Source organism: Streptomyces sp. NPDC012835 (genome assembly GCF_042900885.1).
In the GTDB taxonomy this organism is placed as follows: Bacteria; Actinomycetota; Actinomycetes; order Streptomycetales; family Streptomycetaceae; genus Streptomyces.
Window position 1 is genome coordinate 221492 of sequence record NZ_JBIBBW010000006.1, and the last position, 20959, is coordinate 242450.

Annotated in this window: 17 protein-coding genes, 1 tRNA gene, 1 pseudogene and 1 riboswitch; of the genes and pseudogenes, 11 read left to right on the forward strand and 8 right to left on the reverse strand. The window is 74.2% G+C overall.

Annotated elements, in window-relative coordinates; genetic code table 11:
- Positions 1-78: 78 nt before the first annotated feature.
- Positions 79-1074, reverse strand: a complete 996-nt coding sequence (locus ACFY6S_RS24485; RefSeq protein ID WP_388815043.1) for an alpha/beta fold hydrolase — start codon at positions 1072-1074, stop codon at positions 79-81.
- Positions 1075-1211: 137 nt separating this feature from the next.
- On the opposite strand from ACFY6S_RS24485, the gene ACFY6S_RS24490 reads away from it, so the two are divergent.
- Positions 1212-2150 carry an ADP-ribosylglycohydrolase family protein gene (locus ACFY6S_RS24490; protein ID WP_388815041.1) on the forward strand — a complete coding sequence of 313 codons (939 nt, stop codon included), beginning with the start codon at positions 1212-1214 and terminating at the stop codon, positions 2148-2150.
- Between the two features lie 175 nt (positions 2151-2325).
- Here the strand turns inward: ACFY6S_RS24490 and ACFY6S_RS24495 are convergent, their stop codons facing one another.
- The 6 genes from ACFY6S_RS24495 to ligD form a co-directional block, all read right to left on the reverse strand.
- Positions 2326-3783: a penicillin-binding transpeptidase domain-containing protein gene (locus tag ACFY6S_RS24495; protein WP_388815039.1), complete on the reverse strand. Its 1458-nt coding sequence runs from the start codon at positions 3781-3783 to the stop codon at positions 2326-2328.
- A complete protein-coding gene (locus ACFY6S_RS24500; RefSeq protein WP_388815037.1) occupies positions 3780-5126 on the reverse strand; it encodes an FtsW/RodA/SpoVE family cell cycle protein in 1347 nt (448 codons plus the stop codon). Before ACFY6S_RS24500 ends, ACFY6S_RS24495 begins: the two co-directional genes overlap by 4 nt.
- A 124-nt stretch (positions 5127-5250) precedes the next feature.
- The gene (locus ACFY6S_RS24505) at positions 5251-5634 is read right to left on the reverse strand and encodes an SH3 domain-containing protein (RefSeq protein WP_388815035.1); all 384 of its coding nucleotides are present in this window, start codon (positions 5632-5634) and stop codon (positions 5251-5253) included.
- A 161-nt stretch (positions 5635-5795) separates the two neighbouring features.
- Positions 5796-7097 (reverse strand): histidine kinase dimerization/phospho-acceptor domain-containing protein, encoded by a 1302-nt coding sequence (locus ACFY6S_RS24510; RefSeq protein WP_388815033.1) that lies wholly within the window; start codon positions 7095-7097, stop codon positions 5796-5798.
- Positions 7094-8152, reverse strand: a complete 1059-nt coding sequence (locus ACFY6S_RS24515) for a hypothetical protein (protein WP_388815032.1) — start codon at positions 8150-8152, stop codon at positions 7094-7096. Before ACFY6S_RS24515 ends, ACFY6S_RS24510 begins: the two co-directional genes overlap by 4 nt.
- Positions 8153-8369: 217 nt before the next feature.
- The gene (gene ligD / locus ACFY6S_RS24520; protein WP_388815030.1) at positions 8370-9254 is read right to left on the reverse strand and encodes a non-homologous end-joining DNA ligase; all 885 of its coding nucleotides are present in this window, start codon (positions 9252-9254) and stop codon (positions 8370-8372) included.
- Positions 9255-9295: 41 nt separating this feature from the next.
- On the opposite strand from ligD, the gene ACFY6S_RS24525 reads away from it, so the two are divergent.
- From ACFY6S_RS24525 to ACFY6S_RS24570, 10 genes and pseudogenes are all read left to right on the forward strand, one after another.
- Positions 9296-10300 (forward strand): Ku protein, encoded by a 1005-nt coding sequence (locus ACFY6S_RS24525; RefSeq protein WP_388815028.1) that lies wholly within the window; start codon positions 9296-9298, stop codon positions 10298-10300.
- 74 nt (positions 10301-10374) lie between these two features.
- Positions 10375-10446, forward strand: a tRNA-Arg gene (locus ACFY6S_RS24530).
- Positions 10447-10801: 355 nt separating this feature from the next.
- Positions 10802-10986: riboswitch (cobalamin riboswitch) on the forward strand.
- A gap of 65 nt (positions 10987-11051) precedes the next feature.
- Complete coding sequence (locus ACFY6S_RS24535) at positions 11052-12128, forward strand: ABC transporter substrate-binding protein (RefSeq protein ID WP_388815026.1); 1077 nt, start codon at positions 11052-11054, stop codon at positions 12126-12128.
- Between the two features lie 80 nt (positions 12129-12208).
- Positions 12209-13246 (forward strand): FecCD family ABC transporter permease, encoded by a 1038-nt coding sequence (locus ACFY6S_RS24540; protein WP_388817852.1) that lies wholly within the window; start codon positions 12209-12211, stop codon positions 13244-13246.
- Positions 13243-14037 (forward strand): ABC transporter ATP-binding protein, encoded by a 795-nt coding sequence (locus ACFY6S_RS24545; RefSeq protein WP_388815024.1) that lies wholly within the window; start codon positions 13243-13245, stop codon positions 14035-14037. Before ACFY6S_RS24540 ends, ACFY6S_RS24545 begins: the two co-directional genes overlap by 4 nt.
- Before the next feature lie 125 nt (positions 14038-14162).
- Positions 14163-14639 (forward strand): GNAT family N-acetyltransferase, encoded by a 477-nt coding sequence (locus tag ACFY6S_RS24550; protein WP_388817848.1) that lies wholly within the window; start codon positions 14163-14165, stop codon positions 14637-14639.
- A 111-nt stretch (positions 14640-14750) separates the two neighbouring features.
- Complete coding sequence (locus ACFY6S_RS24555; RefSeq protein WP_388815022.1) at positions 14751-16250, forward strand: ABC transporter substrate-binding protein; 1500 nt, start codon at positions 14751-14753, stop codon at positions 16248-16250.
- A 3-nt stretch (positions 16251-16253) separates the two neighbouring features.
- Entirely contained in the window at positions 16254-18077 is a 1824-nt protein-coding gene (locus ACFY6S_RS24560; RefSeq protein WP_388815020.1) for an ABC transporter permease subunit, read from the forward strand.
- Positions 18074-19372 (forward strand): MFS transporter, encoded by a 1299-nt coding sequence (locus ACFY6S_RS24565; RefSeq protein ID WP_388815019.1) that lies wholly within the window; start codon positions 18074-18076, stop codon positions 19370-19372. Before ACFY6S_RS24560 ends, ACFY6S_RS24565 begins: the two co-directional genes overlap by 4 nt.
- Positions 19369-19652, forward strand: a pseudogene (locus ACFY6S_RS24570) (DNA-binding protein); the annotation flags it as partial. The gene ACFY6S_RS24565 and the pseudogene ACFY6S_RS24570, both read left to right, overlap by 4 nt.
- A gap of 47 nt (positions 19653-19699) precedes the next feature.
- On the opposite strand, the gene ACFY6S_RS24575 reads toward ACFY6S_RS24570, so the two are convergent.
- Positions 19700-20914 (reverse strand): MFS transporter, encoded by a 1215-nt coding sequence (locus tag ACFY6S_RS24575; RefSeq protein ID WP_388815017.1) that lies wholly within the window; start codon positions 20912-20914, stop codon positions 19700-19702.
- Positions 20915-20959: the final 45 nt, after the last annotated feature.

The window sequence follows — 20959 nt, forward strand, 5'->3', positions numbered from 1 at the left end:
CTGCGCGTCAGTAGGGACGTCAATCCCCGCAGCGACAGTTGTTGACTCCTTGTCCAACAGCCCTCGCGGATACCGCCGTCACAGGGTGCGCGTGAAGGCGAGCACCAGCGCGGCGACCTCCTCGGGCTCCTCCAGCAGCATCGCGTGGGTGGCGTCGATGTCCTCGACGGTCAGCGAGTCCCGCTCGGCCCGCGCCGCCGCCAGCCCCCGGTCCAGCATCTTCGCGTGGGCGTCGGTCAGCTCCTCGAACCACTCCAGGCCCGGCGTCGGCGGCTGCGCCCGGCGGCCCCGTACGCACAGGACCGGACACGGCACGCTCCGTATCAGCGCCATCAGGTCCAGGTCGTCCATCGCCGCGTACATCTCCAGCGCCCGTTGGCGTACGGGCAGGGTCTGGAAGCGGCCGTCGGGCAGCTCCCGGACCGCACCGCGCGCCGCGGCCTCCGCGCGGGCGTACGGAATGCCGAACAGGACCGCGTAAGCAGCCTGTTGTGCGATGTGGTCGGCTTCGGCGACCTGCCCGGCGGCGGCCCGGACCATCTCCCCGACCCGGGCGAGGCCGGCGGTCACCGTCTCCCGGTCCTGCTCCGGGTACTGCTCGGGCCGGCCCCACCAGTAGCCGTCCAGATCGACCGCGCCCGGGGACACGCCGGAGCCGCCGCAGCCGCCGCTGTCCCCGGACCGCTCGCTGTCCCCGGACCGCTCGCCGTCCCCGGACCGCTCACTGCCTCCGGACTGCTCACTGCCGATGCCGTGCCGGGCCGCGTACCGCAGCGCGACCAGGCCGCCCAGGGAGTGACCCACGGGGACGGCCTCCGGCACGCCGTACGCGACGAGCAGCCGCTCGATCGCGGCGACGGTGGTATCGAACGACCAGGGCCCCTCGGCGTGTTCGGAGCCCCCGTGGCCCGGCAGGTCGACCGCGAGCACCCGGTGCCGGCGCGTGAGGAGAGGCGCCACCGCGTCCCAGTCGGCGAGCGAGCGGCCCGCACCGTGCAGGAGGACGAGCGGCGGGCCGTCGCCGCCGTGGTCGCGGGCATGAAGAAGTGAGGGAAAGGAGAGGGGAGTTGGCATGGAAGACAAGGTAACTGCCCCCGCACGGCGGGAAATCGTCCACCAGGAGGACGGAATCGGCCCTTCCGCACCCCTACACTGGATATGCGAGGGAATGGTGCGGCACGGAGACGTCGGTACGCGACACGATGGCCGGTATGACCGCCCGAAACCCGGACCCCCACAGCGCCTCCGGCCACGGCCACCGCCACGGTGGCCATCCGGCCGACCGCGCCGCCGCCCTGCGCAGCCTCGAAGGGCTCGCGCTGGGCGACGCCTTCGGCGAACGCTGGTTCCCCCTTTTCCGTACGCCCGAGCGCGCGTACGCCGAGATCAGAGCCAGGAAGACCCCGCCGGAGGGTGAGTGGCCCTGGACGGACGACACCGCCATGGCCCTCGCGGTCCACCGGGTCCTCGACGAGTGCGGCGCCATCGATCAGGACCGGCTGGCGCTCGCCTTCGCCCTCACCTTCGAGGCCGATCCGGGCCGTGGCTACGGATACGGCATGCACCTGCTGCTGCCCGCGCTCCTCGGGGAACCGGAGAGCTGGCGCACCCTCGCCGGTGGGCTGTTCGACGGCGAGGGCAGCCTCGGCAACGGCGCCGCCATGCGGGTCGCGCCCCTCGGGGCCCGGTTCGCCGCCGACCTCGGCCTCGTCGCCGAACAGGCCGCGCGCTCGGCCGAGGTGACCCACGCCCACCCGCAGGCCGTCGCGGGCGCGGTCGCGGTCGCGACGGCCGCCGCCCTGTCCGTACGGTCCGCGCTGACCGTCGCGGCGGTCGCCGAGGCCACCCCGGAGGGGCCGGTACGGGACGGTCTGGCACGCGCCGCGGAACTCCCCTTCACCACCGAGCCCCGAGCCGCCGCCGAACTCCTCGGCAGCGGAAGCCGCATCCGCGCCGACGACACCGTCCCCTTCGCGGTGTGGACGGCGGCCAGGCACCGCGACGACCTCGCGGCGGCGCTCTGGGCCACGGCGGAGGGCGGGGGCGACACCGACACCACCTGCGCCATCACGGGGGGCATCGTCGCGGCCCGCACCGGGCTGGGCGGTGTCCCGGCGATATGGCGCGCCCGCCGCGAGCCGCTGGGGTAGGCGACCCGGGAACCGGCCGACCACGCCCCGGCGGCCGTGCCCGCGCCCGGCCGCACACCACTGTGTCCGCGCCCACGACCGTGCCCGTACCCCCGTACCCCCGTACCCCCGCCCCCCCGTACCCCCGCCCCCGTACACCCCTCCGCCCCCGTCCCCGTACACCCCCCCGCCCGCATCAGCCGTCCAGCGCCGCCTCCATCACCGCCCGCGCGATCGGCGCCGCGTCGCCGCCGCCGCTGATGTCCGCCCGGTCCGCCTCCGCGTCCTCCACGACCACCGCCACCGCCACGGCGGGCCGGCCCGAGTCGCCCGCCTGCGCCCAGGCGATGAACCAGGCGTACGGCGTACCGGAGTTGCTCACCCCGTGCTGCGCCGTCCCCGTCTTGCCACCCACCGTCGCGCCGTCGATCGCCGCGTTGGCACCCGTGCCGTTCTCGACGACGTCGATCATCATCCGCCGCAGCCGGTTCGCGGTCAGCGGGTTCATCGCCCGCCGGTAGGTCCGCTCCCCGGTGCGGGTCAGTGTGTCGCCGTCCGAGGCGAGCGTGCGGTCCACCAGGAAGGGGTACTTCAGCTCCCCGCCGTTGGCGACGGCCGAGGCGACCATCGCCATCTGGAGCGGGGTGGCCCGGGTGTCGAACTGCCCGATCGAGGACAGCGCCAGCTGGTCGTCGCTCATCTTCGTGTCGAAGTTCGAGGCCGCCACTCCGGACGGGATCCTGATCCCGGAGTCGTTGAAGCCGAACCTCTCCGCCGACTTCACCATCGCGGAGAGCCCGGTCTCCACCCCGAGCCCGGCCAGCACCGTGTTGCAGGACCATCTGATCGCGTACTCCAGCGACGCCTCGTCGCACCCCTCCGCCTCGTTGGGCAGGGTGGTGCCGGTCCCGGGCAGGACGTACGGCTCCGGGATGCCGGTCGGGGCGTCGACATCGGTGACCGTCCCGGCGTCCAGCGCCGCCGCCGCCGTCACGATCTTGAAGGCCGAGCCGGGCGGATACGTCTGCCGGATCGCCCGGTTGAGCATCGGCTGCGCGGCCTCGTCGTTCAGCCCGGTCCACGCGTCGGTGACCGCCGTACCCGTACCCGAGATCAGTTCCGGGTCGTACGACGGACTGCTCACCAGAGCCAGGATCCGGCCGCTGAACGGCTCGATCGCCACGACCGCGCCGCGCCGCCCCGCGAGCCCCTCGTATCCGGCGCGCTGCGCCGACGCCCTGATGGTGGTGGCGACCTTGCCGCCGGGGCTGCGGCCGCGGGTGAGGTCGTTCCAGAAGGGGAACGGGGCGAGCAGCGGGTCCGTACCGGACAGGACGGGGTCCTCGGCGTACTCCAGCAGCGTCGTGCCGTACGTCTGGGAGGCGTAGCCGGTGACCGGCGCGTACAGCGGGCCGTGCCGGTACGTGCGCTCGTAGCGCAGCGGCTGTCCGGTGTCCCGGGAGCCGGTGACCGGCTCGCCGTCCACCAGGATCGGGCCGCGCGGTCGCGCGTAACGGGCCACGGTGTCGCGGCGGTTGCCCTGGTTGTGGTCGAGCGAGTCCGCGTCGAGCACCTGGATCCGGGCCGAGTTGACCAGCAGGGCGGCCAGCAGGAGCAGGAAGAAGACGGCGGTCCGCCGGATGTATCGGGTCATCGCGCGTCCTCCTGCGGGCACGGTCTGCGCGCCGAATCGCTGAGCCGGATGAGCAGCGCCACCATCACCCAGTTGGTGACGACGGACGAGCCGCCCTGCGCCAGGAAGGGCATCGCCATGCCGGTGAGCGGGATCAGCCCCATCACCCCGCCCGCGATGACGAAGACCTGGAGGCCGAGGATCGAGGAGAGGCCGATCGCCAGCAGCCGGCCGAACGGATCGCGCAGGGAGAGCCCGGTACGGAAGCCGCGCGCGACGAGCAGCGCGTACAGCATGAAGATCGCGGTCAGCCCGACCAGCCCCAGCTCCTCGCCCGCTGTCGCCAGGATGAAGTCCGACTTGGCGGCGAAGCCGATCAGGATCGACCGGCCGAGGCCCAGACCGGTGCCGAGCATCCCGCCGGCCGCGAACGCGAAGAGGGACTGGGCGAGCTGACCGGGCCCGCGCCCCGCCTCGATGGAGGCGAACGGGTCGAGCCAGTCCTCGACCCTGCTGTGCACATGCGGTTCGAGCGAGCCGACGGCGAACGCCCCGACGGCCGCGAGCAGCAGCCCGACCGCGATCCACCCGGTGCGGCCGGTCGCGACGTACAGCATGATCACGAAGAGTCCGAAGAAGAGCAGCGAGGTGCCCAGGTCGCGTTCGAGCACGAGGACGACGACACTGAGCGCCCAGATGGCCACGAGCGGGCCGAGCACCCGCCCCGTGGGCAGTTGCAGCCGCCAGATCCTGCGGCCGGTGTGCGCCAGCGCGTTGCGGTTGGCGGCGAGATAGGCCGCGAAGAAGACCGCGAGCAGCACCTTGGCGAACTCGCCCGGCTGGATGGAGAATCCACCGACCCTGATCCAGATCTTCGCGCCGTTCACGGCGGGGAAGAAGATCGGCACGATCAGCAGGACCAGCGCGGTGGCCACCGAGAGGTAGGCGTAGCGCTGGAGGACCCGGTGGTCGCGCAGGAAGACGACGGCGGCGATGAACAGCGCGGCCCCCAGCGTCGACCAGATCAGCTGGGTGGGCGCGGCCCGGTCGCCCGGGGTCGCCAGGTCGAGCCGGTAGATGAGCACCAGGCCAAGGCCGTTGAGCAGGAGCGCGATGGGCAGCAGGAGCGGATCCGCGTAGGGGGCGCGCAGCCGGACCGCGAGATGCGCGAGGAGGGCCAGCGCCCCGAGGCCAGCGCCGTACGCGGCCGCGTCGGGCGGCAGGGCGTGGTTCGCGCCGAGACCGACGCTGATGTAGCCGAAGACGGAGATGAGGACGGCGCAGACGAGGAGCGAGAGTTCGACGCCGCGACGCTTGCGCAGGCGTGGCGCGGGCGGGGGAGCGTCCGCCGTCGTTGCGGTCATGTCCGGCAACGTAGCAAGGCGGCATGCCTTATGCCCGGCTATGCGGGCTTTCCGGTCGCGTGGGCGCGTAAGGCATGCCGCCCCGGCGGGCGCGGGGTGCTGGTGCGGGTGGGGAGGAGCGCGGTCAGCAGAGGTGCGGGACCGCGCCGATGCTGCGGATGTACTTGGCCGACGCCCAGGCCCAGCGGCCGTCCGCGAGGAGGTACCAGTTGCTGTTGCCCTCGACGTCGTCGGCCTGGACCCGGCAGAAGATGTGGACGATCTGGCCGTACTCGACCGAGCCGACGATCCGGGCGCTGCGGTACGGCTTGTCGTGGAGCAGCAGTCCGGTCCTGGCCGTGACCTCGCCCAGGTACTCGCCGGGCGCCGCCGCCCGGACGGACGTGGCGGGTGCGGCGTTCGCGGGGGCGGCGTTCGCGGGGGCGACGGCGGTGAGGCCGAGAGCCGTCGCCGCGAGGGTGGTGACGGCGAGGGTGGCGGCGGTGCGGCCGAGGGAACGCACGTGCATGGGGACTCCTGTGTCCTTGGTGTGTCCTGGGTTGCCTGTGTGCCTGAGTGCCTGTGTGTTTGTGTGTCTGTGTGTCTGGGACCTGCGGTGCGGGACGACGGCCGTGCGGTGGGCCGACCTCGCGGGTTCACGCTAGGTCGGGTGTCCAAGGTCCGCATTTTTTACGGCGGGTGGTCCCCCGGCCCGGCCGGGTCCCGCGCGCCACCGCGACCGGACGCGTACTCGGGCAGCGTCAGCCGCGCCAGCGCCCCGCCGTCCGGCGCGTTGCCGAGCACCAGCTCGGCCCCGATCACCGCCGACTGGCCGACCGCGATGGTCAGCCCCAGCCCGTGCCCCTTGGCGCCGCCCTCCGTGCGGAACCGCTGCGGCCCGTGCTCCAGCAGATACGGCGGATAGCCCGCGCCGTGATCGCGTACGGTCACGGTCGGCCCGTCCACGGTCAGCACCACCGGCGGCCTGCCGTGCCGGTCCGCGTTGGCGACGAGGTTGCCGAGCACCCGCTCCAGCCGCCGCCGGTCGGTCTCCACCGAGGCGTCGCGCACGATCCGTACCTCGCACCGCGCGCCCGAGGCCCGCACCACCCCCTCGACCAGCGGCCCGAGCGGGTGGACGGCGAGATCCACCTGCTCCGTACGGGCGTCCAGGCGCGAGATCTCCAGCAGGTCCTCGGTGAGCGTGCGCATGGTCCGTACCCGTTCCCGCACCATCTCGGTCGGCCGGCCCTCGGGCAGCAGTTCGGCGGCGGCCGAGAGCCCGGTCAGCGGGGTGCGCAGCTCGTGGGCGACATCGGCGGTGAAGCGCTGCTCACTGAGCAGCTTGTCCTGGAGCGTCGAGGCCATCGTGTCCAGCGCCACCGCGACCGTGGTCACCTCGTCCTGGCGTGAACGGCCCTTCGCGCGAGGGTCGTTGACCCGTGCGTCGAGATCGCCCGCGCCGATCCGCCGCGCCACCCGCGCCGTCAGGTGCAGCCGCCGGGTCACCCGGGTGACGGCGAAGGCGCCGACGAGGAGCGTGGCGCCGATGGCGAGGGCGGAGGAGCCGAGGATCGCCCGGTCCAGGTTGGTGATGGTGCTCTGGCTGAGTGTGTAGTCGACCCGGGCGGCGAGCGCCCTGCCGTCGGCCGGCCCGGCCGCCCACATGGTGGGGTGCCCGTCGAACTCCGCGACCATCGTGCCGCGCCGGCCCTTCAGGGCGAGCGCGCGCAGCGGCCGGGGCAGCCCCGGCGCGTCCAGCCCGGCGAAGCGGGGGAGCGGCTCACCGGCCTCGTACGTCTGTGTGACCAGGTTCAGCCGGGAGAGAGCTTTGTCGCGCGCGGAACTGACGGTCTGACGGGTGACGGAGACATGGACGAGCGCGCCGAGCAGCGCCGCCAGCGCGCAGCACATCACCGTGATGAACACGGCGGCCTTCCAGGTGAGGGTGGCGCTCCAGGCGGGCAGCCGGACGCGCGGCCGGGGCCTCATGGGCGGCTCACGTGGTCGGAGCCGGCGAGGAGGGCGTGGTGGCCCACATGGCTCAGCGGGGGGCCACCGACGCTGGGCCGGCCTTGGGCCGTGCCCTGCCGATCCGTGGGCGCTGTGGGGGCTGTGGGCGTGGCGAGTCCTGCGGGGGCTGTGGGTCCAGCGGGTCCGGGCGGTCCGCCGGGTCCGGGCCGTCCGGGCCGCCCGGGCCGTCCTGGTGGTCCTGGTGGTCCTGGTGGTGCCGCGTGGGCTCCCGGCCCGGAAGGTGCCGTGCTCTGGCCCGGCCCGGCCGGGCGATCCCCCGGTCCTGCCGACCGGGACGGCCCCGGCCGACCGCCCCCGCGCCGGGGCACGGGAGTCGCGGCCGGGACGATCTCGTCCCGGGTGGGCAGCATCGTCCCCCGGTGTCCGTCCCAGGACCAGGCCGTCCGGTACTCGTACCCGGGGATGCCCGCCGAGACGACGCGCAGGACCAGGTCCCGGCCGGCCAGTTCGGCGCCCACGACCTGGTCGGAGGTGGACATGATCCGGATGAGCCCGCCCTTCTCGGCGGTGTAGCAGCGCACGGCGAGCTGCTGGTAGGGCAGCTCGATCCCGACGATCAGCTCGTCGCGGCCGTCCCCCGTCAGATCGTGGTGGTAGGCCCGCAGGACCGGGCACCCCTTCCCGCGTCGCGCCCCCTCCCCGGCCCGCGCGTTCTCCCGGTCCTCCGCGCAGTCGGCCAGCCGCGCGACGGTCTCCCGGGGGAGCCCGTCGACGCCCGTGAGGTCGTCCGGGTGGGCGGCGGCCTCCGCCCGTACGACGGCGACCGGGCTCACGGCGCCGATGTCCTGGTGGGCGACCGTGACGCCCGGGACGCGCTCGCGGGTGCTCTCCCCGAAGTCGAGGGGCGGCGCCGAGATGGGGGGCAGCGCGGGCCACAGCCGTACCGGTCCGATCGCGGTCGGCGTCGGACCCGCGCTGAGCAGGCCGCTCTGCCCGGCGCACGCGGACAGGGCCAGGGCCAGCGCGGCGGTGGCGGCCAGCGCTGTTCCGGCTACGACGAGGCGAGGGGGCAAGACGCTCCTGGGCCGAACGATCTATGCAGTTCTGTCACTTTATGGTGAGAAACTTGCATTAAGTCGCATTTCATGGCCGGTGGTAGTCGCACAGTCGTGCCCCGGTGCCCGCCCTGTGCCCAGGGGCCCCGCCTCCGGGCCCGCCACCGCGCCCGGGGCCCCGCCGCGCCGCCGGGTGCGCCGCGCTCGCGCTCCCGGTCGCCGGGCGGGTGACGCGTCAGGGCAGCCGCCCGGCCCGGTCGGGGGCGAGGAGCGGGGCGAGGAGGTCCCCGTACCGTTCCAGCCGGTCCGCGAGTTCCGCAGGCCCGAAGACCAGCTGCCGGGCGTCCGTGCAGCCTTCGATCTCGTCCCAGGTCAGAGGGGTGGAGACGGTCGGTTCCGGCCCGGCGCGCAGGGTGTAGGGCGCCGCCGTCGTCTTCGCGGCCGCGTTCTGGCTGTGGTCGACGAAGACCTTCCCCGGTCGCAGCGCCCGTTTCATCCGGTGCACGACCAGCTCCGGCATCGCCTCCTGTGCCTCGACGGCCAGCTCCCTCGCGTACGCGGAGACCTCCGGGGACGGCGTCCCCACCAGCGGTACGAGCACATGCAGCCCCTTCGAGCCCGACGTCTTCACATACGCGCTCAGGCCGTCCTCGCCCAGCCGCCCGCGCAGCCAGCGGGCCACCGCACAGCACTCGACGACATCGGCGGGCGCGCCGGGGTCCAGATCGAGGACCAGCCGGTCGGCGACGCCCGGCGCGTCCGCGAGCCACTGCGGGGTGTGGAACTCCACCACCAGGTTGGCCGCCCACATCAGCGTCGCCAGATCCGCCACCACCACTTGTCTGCCGGTGTCCGCCGACTTCCTGGGCACCTCCGCGATCCGTACCCAGCCGGGGGTGCCGGGCGGCGGGTTCTTGGTGAAGAAACGCTGGCCGTCGGGGCCGTCGGGGTAGCGCAGGAAGGAGACGGGCCGGTCCGCGAGATGGGCCAGCAGAGGGGCCGCCGTACGGGCGTAATAGTGCAGGACCTCGCCCTTGGTGGTGCCGGTGGCGGCGTACAGGACCTTCTCCAGATTGCTGAGCGCCAGGCTTCGCCCCGCCACCTCTGTGATAGGCGTCATACGATGAGAATCCCATGATTACGTGAGGAAAGGGATGGAACGTGCGATCCATATGGAACGGCGCGATCTCCTTCGGGCTGGTCAGCATCCCGATCAAGCTGGTCAACGCCACCGAGAACCACTCGATCTCCTTCCGCCAGATCCACAAGGAGGACGGCGGCCGGATCCGCTACCGCAAGGTCTGCGAACTGGACGGGGAGGAGGTGACGGCGCCGGAGATCGGCAAGGCGTACGAGGACGCGGGCGGCGTCATGATCCCGATCACCGACGAGGACCTCGCCGCCCTGCCGCTGCCCACGGCGAAGACGATCGAGATCGTCGCGTTCGTCCCCGCGAGCGAGATCGACCCCCTCCAGATGGACACGGCGTACTACCTCTCGGCGAGCGGTGTGCCCGCGGCCAAGCCGTACACGCTGCTGCGGGAGGCGCTGAAGCGCGGCGAGAAGGTCGCGATCGCCAAGTTCGCGCTGCGCGGGCGCGAGCGGCTCGGCATGCTCCGGGTGGTCGACGACGTCATCGTCATGCACGGCCTGCTCTGGCCGGACGAGATCCGCGCCCCCGAGGGCGTCGCCCCCGAGACCGACGTGACCGTGCGCGACGCCGAACTCGACCTGGCCGACGCCCTGATGGACACCCTCGGCTCGGTCGACCTCGATTCCCTGCACGACGACTACCGCGAGGCCGTGGAAGAACTCATCGCGGCCAAGTCCGAAGGCGAACCGGCCCCGCGCCGCGCTCCGGCGGACGACGGGGGCGGCAAGGTCATCGACCTGATGGCCGCCCTGGAGAACAGCGTCCGCGCGGCCCAGAAGTCCCGTGGCGAGGACGGCGGATCCGCCGAGGCCGAGGTCACCCACCTCACGGACCGCGAGCGGGGGCCGGCCAAGAAGGCGGCGGCGAAGAAGACCCCCGCGAAGAAGACGGCGTCCGCCAAGCGCACGGCGGGCAAGACCGCCGCCAAGTCCACCGGGAAGACGGCTGCGGCCAAGAAGAACACCACGTCGAAGAAGGCCCCCACCACCCGCGCCAAACGCGCCTCCGCCTGAGCCGAAATACCTGTTCACGGCCACCCCGTCGAAGCTGGTAAGGTTTCCCACGTCGCCAGGCAAGACGGCGAAGCGCCCCCGTAGCTCAGGGGATAGAGCAACGGCCTCCGGAGCCGTGTGCGCAGGTTCGAATCCTGCCGGGGGCACCTTGTATGAGGTGCCCAAAGACCCCGTCACCAGCGGAAACGCTGAGGCCGGGGTCTTCGCGTATGCGCGGGCGGGTGTGGCCGCGAGTGACCGCGCGCCAGGTTCCGCGGGCGGGCGCGGGCGCGGCCCTGGAGCGCCGACGCGGGCGCGGCGCCGTCAACTCGGCTGCGGCGGCGAGAACTTGCGGCAGGGCCCGGCGCCCACGTCCGTCATCCACAGTCCGGCCGGGGGAGACGCCGGGTCCTCCGACAGAGGGGCCCGCGTTCGGCCACGCCTCCGACGGGCGGCGGCCGGAGGCGCCCGGCAACCCGGATCACCTGTGGAAACAGGCTCGGCGGGGGTGTTTTTCGGCTGTGATAGCTTGCCGAGGCCAGTCGAACCCATGTACGTGGGTCAGGGAATCCGGTGGGAATCCGGAGCTGACGCGCAGCGGTGAGGGTGACGGGCGTGGCATCGGCCACTGGGCGGCAGCCGTCCGGGAAGGCGTCGCGTCCGGGGGAACCCGAGTCCGAAGACCTGCTGGCCACCCCCGTCCTTTCAGGTGGCGGGGGAGCACCGTACGAACGGGCTCCGCGCATGGGCCCTCGAACGCAGAGGAACCACCGTGCCGATCGCGCGCCCGCTCCGTCCCGTCGCTCTCAGCGCCCTGCTCCTCGCCGGAGCCCTGTCCCTGACCGCCTGCGGGGGAGGCGGTCAGGGACAGGGCGAAGCGGCGGCCACGGGGAAGGGCGCCAAGGGCGAGGCGGCCGGGTATCCGCGTACCGTCGAGAACTGCGGACAGCAGGTACGGATCGACGCGCCGCCCAGCCGTGCCGTCTCGCTCAACCAGGGCACGACGGAGATCATGCTCTCCCTCGGCCTGGCGGACCGTATGGCCGGGACCGCCACCTGGACCGACCCGCTGATGAAGGGGCTGGAGAAGGCCAACGCCGAGGTCCCCAGGATCGCGGAGAACAACCCCTCCTTCGAGAAGGTCCTCGACACCGAGCCCGACTTCGTCGCCTCCTCGTTCCTGTCCACGCTGGGCAAGGGCGGCGTGGCCACCCGGGAGCAGTTCGAGAAGCTCGGGGTGCCCACGTACATCTCGCCCGCCGACTGCACCAAGAACGACAAGACCGTGGGCACCGACGGCGCCCGGTCCACCCCGCTGGCCATGGAGAGCATCTACGGCGAGGTACGGGACCTGGCCGAGGTCTTCGGCGTCGAGGAGCGCGGCGAGAAGGTCGTCGCCGGTCTTGAGGCCCGGATGGCGAAGGCGACGGCGGGGCTGGACGCGGCGAAGACCGGGAAGGTCACCCTGCTCTACTGGTTCGCCAACTCCGACTCCCCGTACATGGCCGGCTGCTGCGGCGCCCCCGGCATCATCACCGACGCCGTCGGCGCGAAGAACGTCTTCGACGACACCCACGACGAGTGGCCGCAGATCAACTGGGAGACGGTGGCCGACCGCGACCCCGACTTCCTGGTGATCGGCGACCTCACGCGCAAGTCGCAGACCGCGGAGACGGCCGCCAAGAAGATCGAGTTCCTGGAGTCCAATCCGGTCACCAAGGAGATGGACGCGGTCAGGAACAAGCGGTACGTGCTGCTCAGCGGCCAGGCCATGAACCCGAGCATCCGCACGGTCGAAGGCGTCGAGAAGGTCGCCGCCGCCCTGCGCTCGTACGTGCCCGCGAAGTGACCGCCCAGCGGGAGCGGGAGCGGGACGCCGTCCTGGACCCCGGCGCCGGTACGGCCGTGACCGGCGTGCCCGCGCGCGGCCTGCGGAGCCTGTGGGGGCCGGGGAGCCCGCGCGCGCTGCTCCTGTGCTTCGGCGGGCTCGCCGCGCTGGTCGCCTCCGTCGCGGTCGCCATCACCATCGGTCCGGCGCAGATCCGCGTCGGTGACGTCTGGTCCGTGGTGGCCGGGCATCTCGGCTGGGGCGAGTCCCGGCTCTCCCCGATCCGCGACGGGATCGTATGGAACCTGCGGCTGCCGCGCACCCTGCTCGCGGCCGTGTGCGGCGCCGGGCTCGCGGTGTGCGGGGCGGTCATGCAGGCGCTGCTGCGCAACCCGCTCGCCGACCCGTTCGTCCTCGGCGTCTCCTCGGGCGCCTCCACCGGCGCCGTGCTCGTCGTCGTCCTCGGGACGGGCGGCGGCGCGCTGTCCGTCTCCGGCGGCGCGTTCCTGGGCGCCCTCTGCTCGTTCGCGATGGTGCTGGTGCTCAGCCACACGCTCGGCGGGACGACGGACCGGGTGGTGCTCTCCGGGGTCGCGGCGATGCAGCTGTTCTCCGCGCTCACCTCCTTCGTCGTCATGACGTCGGCCAGCGCGGAGACCACGCGCGGCGTGCTGTTCTGGCTGCTCGGCTCGCTCAGCGGCGCGGGCTGGACCGATGTGTGGGTCTGCTCGGCGGTGCTCGCGTTCGCGCTGCTGGTGTGCGGCGGGTACGCCAGGACCCTCGACGCGTTCGCGTTCGGGCAGGAGGCCGCCGCCACACTCGGCGTCTCCGTCGCCCGTACCCGCCTGGTGCTGCTCTGCGTGACGGCCCTGCTGACGGCGGCGCTGGTCAGCTCGGCGGGGGCGATCGGCTTCGTCGGTCTCGTGCTGCCGCACGCCGCCCGCGCGCTGGTCGGCCCGGGACACGGCAGGCTGCTGCCGGTGACGGCCCTGGCCGGGGCGGTGTTCCTGGTCTGGGTCGACACCCTGGCCCGTACCGTGCTCGACCCGCAGGAGGTACCGGTGGGCGTGGTGACGTCCCTGATCGGCGTACCGGCGTTCGTACTGGTCCTCTACCGAGGGCGGCGCGTCGCGTCATGAACGCCCCGCGCAGTGGTCTGCGCGCCGAGCGCGTCTCCCGTACCGCCGGCGGCCGGCTCATCCTCGACGGCGTCGGCCTCGCGCCCGCGCCCGGCTCCACCTTCGGGCTGCTCGGGCCGAACGGCTCCGGCAAGTCCACCCTCCTGCGGCTGCTCGCCGGAGTCCTCGCCCCCGCCTCCGGCGTCGTCACCCTGGACGGCCGCCCGCTCCCCGACATCGGCCGCAGGGCGATCGCCCGCCAGGTCGCGGTCGTCGAGCAGCAGGCCGGTACGCAGGTCGAGCTGACCGTGCGTGAAGTCGTACGCCTCGGCCGTGTCCCGCACCGCCGCGCGTGGACGCCGGCGTCGGCCGGTGACGACGAGGCGGTGCGTACGGCCCTGGAACGGACCGGACTCACCGACCGGGCCGGCCAGTCCTGGCACACCCTGTCCGGCGGCGAGCGCCAGCGCGTGCAGATCGCCCGCGCGCTCGCCCAGGAGCCCCGGGAACTGCTGCTGGACGAGCCGACCAACCACCTCGACATCCAGCACCAGCTGGACCTGCTGAACCTGGTCGCCACGCTCCCCGTCACCACCGTCATCGCCCTGCACGACCTGAATCTCGCGGCGATGTACTGCGACCAGGTCGTGGTGCTCCAGCACGGCCGCGTCGTGGCCGGCGGCACGCCACGGGAGACCCTCACCGAGCAGCTCATCGCGGCCGTCTACGGCGTACGCGCCACCGTCACCCCGGACGGTCCCGACGGCCGGCCGCACGTCCGCTTCCTCGGCACGGTCCGGGCGGCCGGCTGACGGCTCCGCGCCGTCCGGCCGAGGGCACCCGCAGGCATCCGAGGCTTAATGCGTATGATGCGCAAGTGCCCAGCTACCGCATTTGTACGGCCGCCGCCGACCACATCGACGCCGCGCGCGCCGTCATGCTCGACACCGTCTACCGCGACTTCAAAACCGGCTACGTGCCGCGCTGGCACGCCGACATCATCGACCTGGCCGGCGCGTATCTGACCCCGCCCCGGCACACCCTGCTCGTCGCCCTCGACGAGAGCGACGGCGAAGTCGCCGCCGTCGCCGCGCTCGATTCCCGCGGACCGGTCCATCCCCCCAACCCGCCCTGGATGGCCGAGCGTTACCCGTCCGGCGAGACGGCTCAGCTGCGCCGCGTCTACACCCGTCCCGGCCATCGCCGCCAGGGTCTCGCCCGGGCGCTGGTGCGTGAACTGGTGGCGTTCGCGGCGGCGGACGGCGGATACCGCTCGGTCTATCTGCACACCGATCCGGCGGTGCCCGGCGCCGAGGCGTTCTGGCGCTCGATGGGCAAGGCGGTGTGTGATGAGCGCGAGGAGATCGCGGGCGGCGGGCAGGGGATCGTGCACTTCGAGGTACCGATCAGCTGATGAAAACGGTTGCCATGTAATCTCTCGTTCGTTCCGCCGGTGGCCGCTCGCGCCACGCTCCCGTGGCCGGTGTGTCACGCACAGACCCGCAGAGAACAGAGAACGAGGATCATGCGCTCCGTCCGACGCCACCGGTGGGCCGCCGGCCTGCTGCTCGCCCCGCTGCTCTCCGGCTGCTTCGCCTCCGGCGGCTCCTCGGACCCCGCGGCGGACTCCGCCGGCGGCAAACGGCTGCGGGTCGCGCTGGCCTTCCCGCCCGCCGAGTCCTTCTCCCCGTACGGAGCCGACGCGACCCTCCTCAGCCGGCTCGGCGTCACCGAGGGGCTGACGAAGCTCGACGGGAACGGCGCCGCCGCCCCCGCGCTCGCCGAGTCCTGGACCAAGCAGTCCGCCCGCACCTGGCTGTTCACGCTGCGCGACGCCCGCTTCCAGGACGGGACGCCGGTCACCGCGTCCGCCGCGGCCACCGCCCTCACCCACGCCGCGCAGGCCGGCCCCGCGCCCGCCGCGCTCGCCGGGACCACCCTGACCGCCCGCGCGGACGGCGACCGCCGGATCCGGGTCACGACCGCGCAGCCCGACCCCGTACTGCCGCTGCGGCTGGCCGGGCCCAGCCTCGCCGTCCTGTCCCCGAAGGCGTACGGCGCGAAGGGCGCCGCCGACCCGGTCGGCCACGCCACCGGCCCCTTCACCCTCACCCGGGTGAACGGCTCCTCCTCCGCCACCCTGGACCGCTACGACGACTACTGGGGCGGCCTGGCCCTGGCGTCCGGCATCGACGCCACGTTCATCGCCGACGGCACCGCCCGCGCCAACGCGCTGCGCACCGGCGAGCAGGACATAGCCGAGGCGCTCCCGGTCGCGCAGGCTTCCTCCCTCGCCAAGGGCACCGGCCGGGAAATCCCCACCGCCCGCACCACCAGCCTCCATCTCAACACCGCCTCCGGCCCCTTCACCGATCCGAAGCTGCGGGCCGCCGCCCGCGCCGCGATCGACACCTCCGTCCTCGCCGAGAACGTCTACGAGGGATACGCCGACCCCGGCCAGGGCATCTTCGGACCCGCGCTGAACTGGGCGGCGGCCAAGCGTCTGCCGCCCACCGGACGCGCCTCGGCCGCCCGGGCCGACGGCACCACCGTCCGGCTCGCCACCTACGACAACCGGCCGGAACTGCCCGAGGTCGCGCAGGTGCTCCAGCAGCAACTGGAGAAGGCCGGCTTCAAGGTGACGCTGACCGTACGGGAGTCCTCACGCATCGAGGGCGACGCGCTGGCCGGGAAGTTCGACGCGTTCGTCGGCGCGCGCAACACCATGCTCGACACGGGCGACCCCGTCTCCGTCCTCGCCGGCGACTACACCTGCGACGGCACGTACAACCTGGCGCGGCTCTGCGACAAGGCCGTCGACAAGGCCGTCGCCACCGCCGCAGCCATCGCCGACCCGGAGAAGCGGCAGGACGCCGCGATGGCGGCCGAGGCCACCATCCTGGGCACGGACGCGGTCGTCCCGCTCGTGCACCAGCGCAACATCCTCGGCGTCTCCGCCGCGGTGAGCGGTGTCCTCCTCGACCCGTACGAGCGCACCGTCGTCGCCACCGGCACCCGGCGCTGAGCCGTGTCCCGTACCTCCCGGGCCCGCATATCCCGGCCGGGCGCTGCGGCCCTGTGGCGCGCCGTGCTCGCGGGCGGGCTGCTGTGCGCCATCGGCCTGCTGCCGTGGCTCGCGCGCACCGACCCCGCGCTGACCGTCCTGCGGGCACGGTCCGCCGACCGCGACCCCAGCCCCGAGGCGCTGGCGGCGGTGCGCGACCAACTCGGCCTGGACGCCGGGCCGTTGCGGCTGCTCGGGCAGTGGCTCGGCGACCTGGCCCACGGCGACGCCGGCCACTCCTGGATCTCCGGGAGCGCCGTACTGCCCGCCGTCGGCCAGGCCCTCGGCGTATCGCTGCTGCTCATGGGCGTGGCGATGGTGGCGGCGCTGGTGACGGCCGCGCTGGTGTGCGCCCGGACACTGCGGCGCGGCGCCGCGGGGCGGCCGGTCGGGCCGCGCGCCGGCGGTGTGGCCGCGATGCTGGCCGCGCTCCCCGAGTTCCTGACGGCGTCCGTGCTGGCCACCGTGGTCGGCGTACAGCTGGGCTGGCTGCCCGCGCTCGGCTGGTACGGGCCCCGCTGGCTCGTGCTGCCCGCGCTCGCGCTCGGTGTGCCCGCCGGAGCGCTGCTCGGCCGGCTGGTCGACGACGCGCTGCCCGGCGCGTTCGCCGAACCGTGGGCGCTGGCGGCGCGGGCGCGCGGCCTGCCGGGACGGCGGATCGCCCGCCAGGCGCTGCGGCGCTGCTTCCCCGGACTGCTGCCGAACCTCGGGCTGTTCGTCGTCGGCCTGACCGGCGGGTCGGTCGCCGTGGAGCGGATCTTCGACATTCCCGGCCTCGGCCGGCTCACACTCCAGGCGGCGGTCGCCCAGGACCTGCCGGTGCTCCAGACGGGCACGCTGGCCCTCCTGCTGCTCGCCGCCGCCGCGGGCGGTGCCACCAGGGGCGCGGCCCGGCTGCTGCTGGGCCCCGTCCTGCGCGACGGCGCGCTCACCTCACCGCACCGGCCGGCGGCGCCGGCCCGCTCCCTGCTGCCCTTCTGGTACGGGATGCCGCTGCTCGGCGTCGTCGTCGCGGGGCTGACCCGCGATCCGCTGGCGCTGGACACCGGGGCCCGGCTGCGCCCGCCGTCCTGGGCGCACCCCTTCGGCACGGACGCGCTGGGCCGCGACGTACTGGCCCGGGTGGGGCACGGCGCGCTCACCACGCTGGCCGTGGCCCTCGCGGTGAGCGCCGCCGCGCTGCTGGTCGGCGTGGTGCTCGGGCTGGTGCCGAGGGTGTCGGGCGCGGCCGTCGACACGGTGAACGCCGTGCCGCCCGTGCTCGCCGGACTCCTCGTCGCCGGGGTCGCGGGCAGCGGCCCGTACACCCCGGCGCTGGCGGTCGCCGCCGTCGCCTGGGCGCCGCTGACCGCGCACACCGCCGGGCTGCTGGTGCAGGAACGCGCCACCACCCATCTCAGCGCCACCCGCGCGCTCGGCGCCGGCCCGCTGTATCTGCTGCGGTACGAACTGCTGCCCGCCGTCGTCCCGCCCGTCACCCGGCACGCGCTGGTGCGGCTGCCCGCCGTGGCGCTCGCGCTGGCCTCCCTGGGCTTCCTGGGCCTGGGCGCGCAGCCGCCGTCGCCGGAGTGGGGACTGCTGCTCGCCGAGAACCTCCCCTACGCGGAACGCGCGCCCTGGGCGGTGCTGGCGCCGGCCGCCGTACTGGCGCTGCTGGGCGCGCTGGCGGTCTCGGCGGCGGGCGGGGTACGAGCGGGCAGCGGCCGGCCGTGGCGCCGGCGGCCGGACCGGCGCCCGGAGCCCTCCCCGCGCGGCTACGGGACGGCGGCCCCCAGGAGCGCCGGATGACCGGCCCCCGGGCGGTGACGGACGGCGAGGCCGAGGGCGCCCGCGCGTCCCGGCCGAGGCCGTGGCCGTGGTCGCTGCGGCCGGCCCGCTCGGGGCTCCGGGGCGAACTGTCCCCGCTGCTGCGGCTGCTCATCCTGACCCAACTCGCCTTCAACATCGGCTTCTTCGCCGTACTGCCGTTCCTGGCCGACCACCTCGGCGCGGGGATCGGCATGGCCGGCTGGCTGGTCGGTCTGGTCCTGGGGCTGCGGACGTTCAGCCAGCAGGGACTGTTCGTGGTCGGCGGCGCGCTGACCGACCGGTACGGCGTACGGCCCGTGGTGCTGGCGGGCTGCGCGCTGCGGATCGGCGGGTTCGCGTGGCTCGGCTACGCGGACCGTACGGGATCGGTCATCGGCGCCGTCCTGCTGATCGGCTTCGCCGCCGCGCTGTTCTCGCCCGCGGTCGAGTCCGAGGTGGCCCGGCAGGCGGTGGCCCGCGAGGAGGCGGGCGGCGGGCCGCGCACCGGGGTCCTGGCGCTGTTCACCGCGGCCGGGCAGGCGGGCGCGTTCGTGGGACCGCTGCTGGGGGCGCTGCTGCTGGCGGTGGACTTCCGTACGGTCTGCCTCGCCGGGGCGGGGATCTTCGTCCTGGTCCTGGCCGGACACGCGTGGCTGCTGCCGCAGCACATCCCCGGCCGCCTCCGGGCGAGCGGGCGGGGCGGAGTGCGGCGCATGCTCGGCGACCGGCCCTTTCTCGCGCTGTGCGCCGTGTACGGGACCTACCTGCTGGCGTACAACCAGCTCTACCTCGCCCTCCCCGCGGAGGTGGAGCGCGCCGCGGGCTCCCAGGCGCCGCTGGCCTGGCTGTTCGCCCTCTCCTCGCTGCTCGTCGTCACCACCCAGCTCCCGGTCACCCGCTGGGCGGCGGACCGCCTCGGCCTGCGCCGCTCGCTGGCCGCCGGGCTGCTGCTCCTGTCGGCGGGCTTCGCGCTGGTGGCCGCCACGCTCCCGGCGGACCGCACGGGCCCGGCGGGCCTCCTCCCGGCGGCGGGCTTCGTGGCGCTGCTCACCCTCGGCCAGATGCTCATCGCCCCCGCCGCCCGCGCCTGGCTCCCCGACCTCGCCGCCCCCGGCCGCCTCGGCCTCTACACGGGCGCGCTGTCCTCCGCCTCCGGCCTGATCGTCCTGGCGGGCAGCGCGGCGACGGGGGCGCTGGCGGACGCGGGGCTGCCGGGGCCGCTGGTGTGGCTGGCCCTGGCGGCGATCCCGGTGGCGGCGATCGGGGTGCTGCCGGGGCGGGGCCGGGGGACGTGATCACGAGCGCGGCCATCTCGTCGAGGTCGTCCACGCGCAGATGAAGCGTCCCGCCCTCGAACGGACACTGTCCCGCTCGGCCATCGCGCCTGTCCCCGAAGAGATCGCCCGCCGGGCAGCCGCGCTTCCGGCCGCCGCGAACCCGCACGGCCACAGATACGCCATCGACGCCGTACGCTCCGCGACCGTCCTCCCGGCCCCCGGCCCGGTCACCGTGCTCACCTCGGAGCCCGATGACATCGCCGCCCTGTGCGGAACGCGCGCGATGGTCGCCAAGGTCCGATCCGCTCGCCCACCCCGCGCCCCGTACCGCTCGGTAACGCCCTCTCAGCGCCCCGGATACGCGTGCCGCCGCGCCGTCCCGACCACCACCAGCGCCGCCGCGATCAGCGGCAGCGCCGTCCAGGGGAGGGCGCCGGCGCCGGTGGACTCCAGGACCAGACCGCCCGCCAGGGAGCCCGCCGCGATACCCGCGTTGTACACGGTCGTCTGCATCGCCGTCGCCACGTCCGCGCGGGACGGGCCGGAGATCCGGACCAGGGCCGTCTGGATCAGGGTCGGCGCCCCGCCGAAGGCGACCCCCCAGGCCGCGACGGCGGTCGGCAGGACCGCCGGACGCGCGCCGAAGAGGCCCAGCGCGAGCTGTGCCGCCGCGATGGCGGCCAGCGCGGCCAGCAGCGTCGCGCGCGGGTGGCGGTCGATGAGGGCCCCGGTGAGCCAGATCCCGGCCACCGTGGCGGCGCCGAAGACGAGCAGGAGCAGTCCCGTACGGCCGAAGCCCGCGTGCGCGGAGAAGGGCGCCATGTACGTGTACATCGTCTGGTGCCCCAGGAGCAGCAGCAGCGTGGTGGCCAGCACCGCGGCGATGCCCGGTACGGCGGCGATGGCACGCAACGGCACCCGCTCGGCGGCCGGTTCGCCCGGGAAGTCCGGGACCCGCCGGACCACCCACGGCACCAGCGCGCCCGCCAGTACCGCCACCGTCCCGAAGGCCGCACGCCAGCCGGCCAGCGACGCCAGCGCCGTGCCCGCCGGGATGCCGAGGGAGAGCGCGACGGTGATCCCCGCCAGCACGATCGCGATGGCCCGCCCCCGCCGCTCCGCCGGGACCATCCGCGCCGCGTACCCCGCGAGCATCGCCCACAGCGTGCCGCCCATCACCCCGGCCAGCAGCCGGGCGCCGAACGTCGGCCAGTACGCGGAGGAGAGAGCGGTCACGGCGTTGCAGAGCGCGAAACCGGCCAGCGCCCCGATGAGCACCGGACGCCGCCGCACCCCGCGCAGCGCCGCCGTCAGCGGGATCGCGGCGACGAACGAGGCGGCGGCGTATCCCGTCACCAGAAATCCCACCCGCCCCTCGGACACCTGGAGGCTCCGGCTCATCCCGGGCAGCAGCCCGGCGGGCAGCAGTTCGGTCATGACGGCGGTGAACGCGGCCGTGAACAGGGCCAGCAGCCCCGCCAGGGGCAGCCTCGTCGACCGGGCGGGGGCGGGGGACGGAGTGGACAGGGCTGTGCCGCTGTCGCTCGACGCGGTGGACATGCGACCATCGTGAGACCTTCACATCAGTGTGAAGGCAAGCCTGTC

Bases quoted from the DNA above. Each gene is read 5' to 3' on its own strand.
- ACFY6S_RS24550 (WP_388817848.1), top strand. From the start codon at position 14,163: ATGCTCGACACCGTCTACCGCGACTTCAAAACCGGCTACGTGCCGCGC.
- ACFY6S_RS24510 (WP_388815033.1), bottom strand. From the start codon at position 7,097: ATGAGGCCCCGGCCGCGCGTCCGGCTGCCCGCCTGGAGCGCCACCCTC.
- ligD (WP_388815030.1), bottom strand. From the start codon at position 9,254: ATGACGCCTATCACAGAGGTGGCGGGGCGAAGCCTGGCGCTCAGCAAT.
- ACFY6S_RS24555 (WP_388815022.1), top strand. From the start codon at position 14,751: ATGCGCTCCGTCCGACGCCACCGGTGGGCCGCCGGCCTGCTGCTCGCC.
- ACFY6S_RS24505 (WP_388815035.1), bottom strand. From the start codon at position 5,634: ATGCACGTGCGTTCCCTCGGCCGCACCGCCGCCACCCTCGCCGTCACC.
- ACFY6S_RS24495 (WP_388815039.1), bottom strand. From the start codon at position 3,783: ATGACCCGATACATCCGGCGGACCGCCGTCTTCTTCCTGCTCCTGCTG.
- ACFY6S_RS24545 (WP_388815024.1), top strand. From the start codon at position 13,243: ATGAACGCCCCGCGCAGTGGTCTGCGCGCCGAGCGCGTCTCCCGTACC.
- ACFY6S_RS24485 (WP_388815043.1), bottom strand. From the start codon at position 1,074: ATGCCAACTCCCCTCTCCTTTCCCTCACTTCTTCATGCCCGCGACCAC.
- ACFY6S_RS24565 (WP_388815019.1), top strand. From the start codon at position 18,074: ATGACCGGCCCCCGGGCGGTGACGGACGGCGAGGCCGAGGGCGCCCGC.
- ACFY6S_RS24500 (WP_388815037.1), bottom strand. From the start codon at position 5,126: ATGACCGCAACGACGGCGGACGCTCCCCCGCCCGCGCCACGCCTGCGC.
- ACFY6S_RS24575 (WP_388815017.1), bottom strand. From the start codon at position 20,914: ATGTCCACCGCGTCGAGCGACAGCGGCACAGCCCTGTCCACTCCGTCC.
- ACFY6S_RS24490 (WP_388815041.1), top strand. From the start codon at position 1,212: ATGACCGCCCGAAACCCGGACCCCCACAGCGCCTCCGGCCACGGCCAC.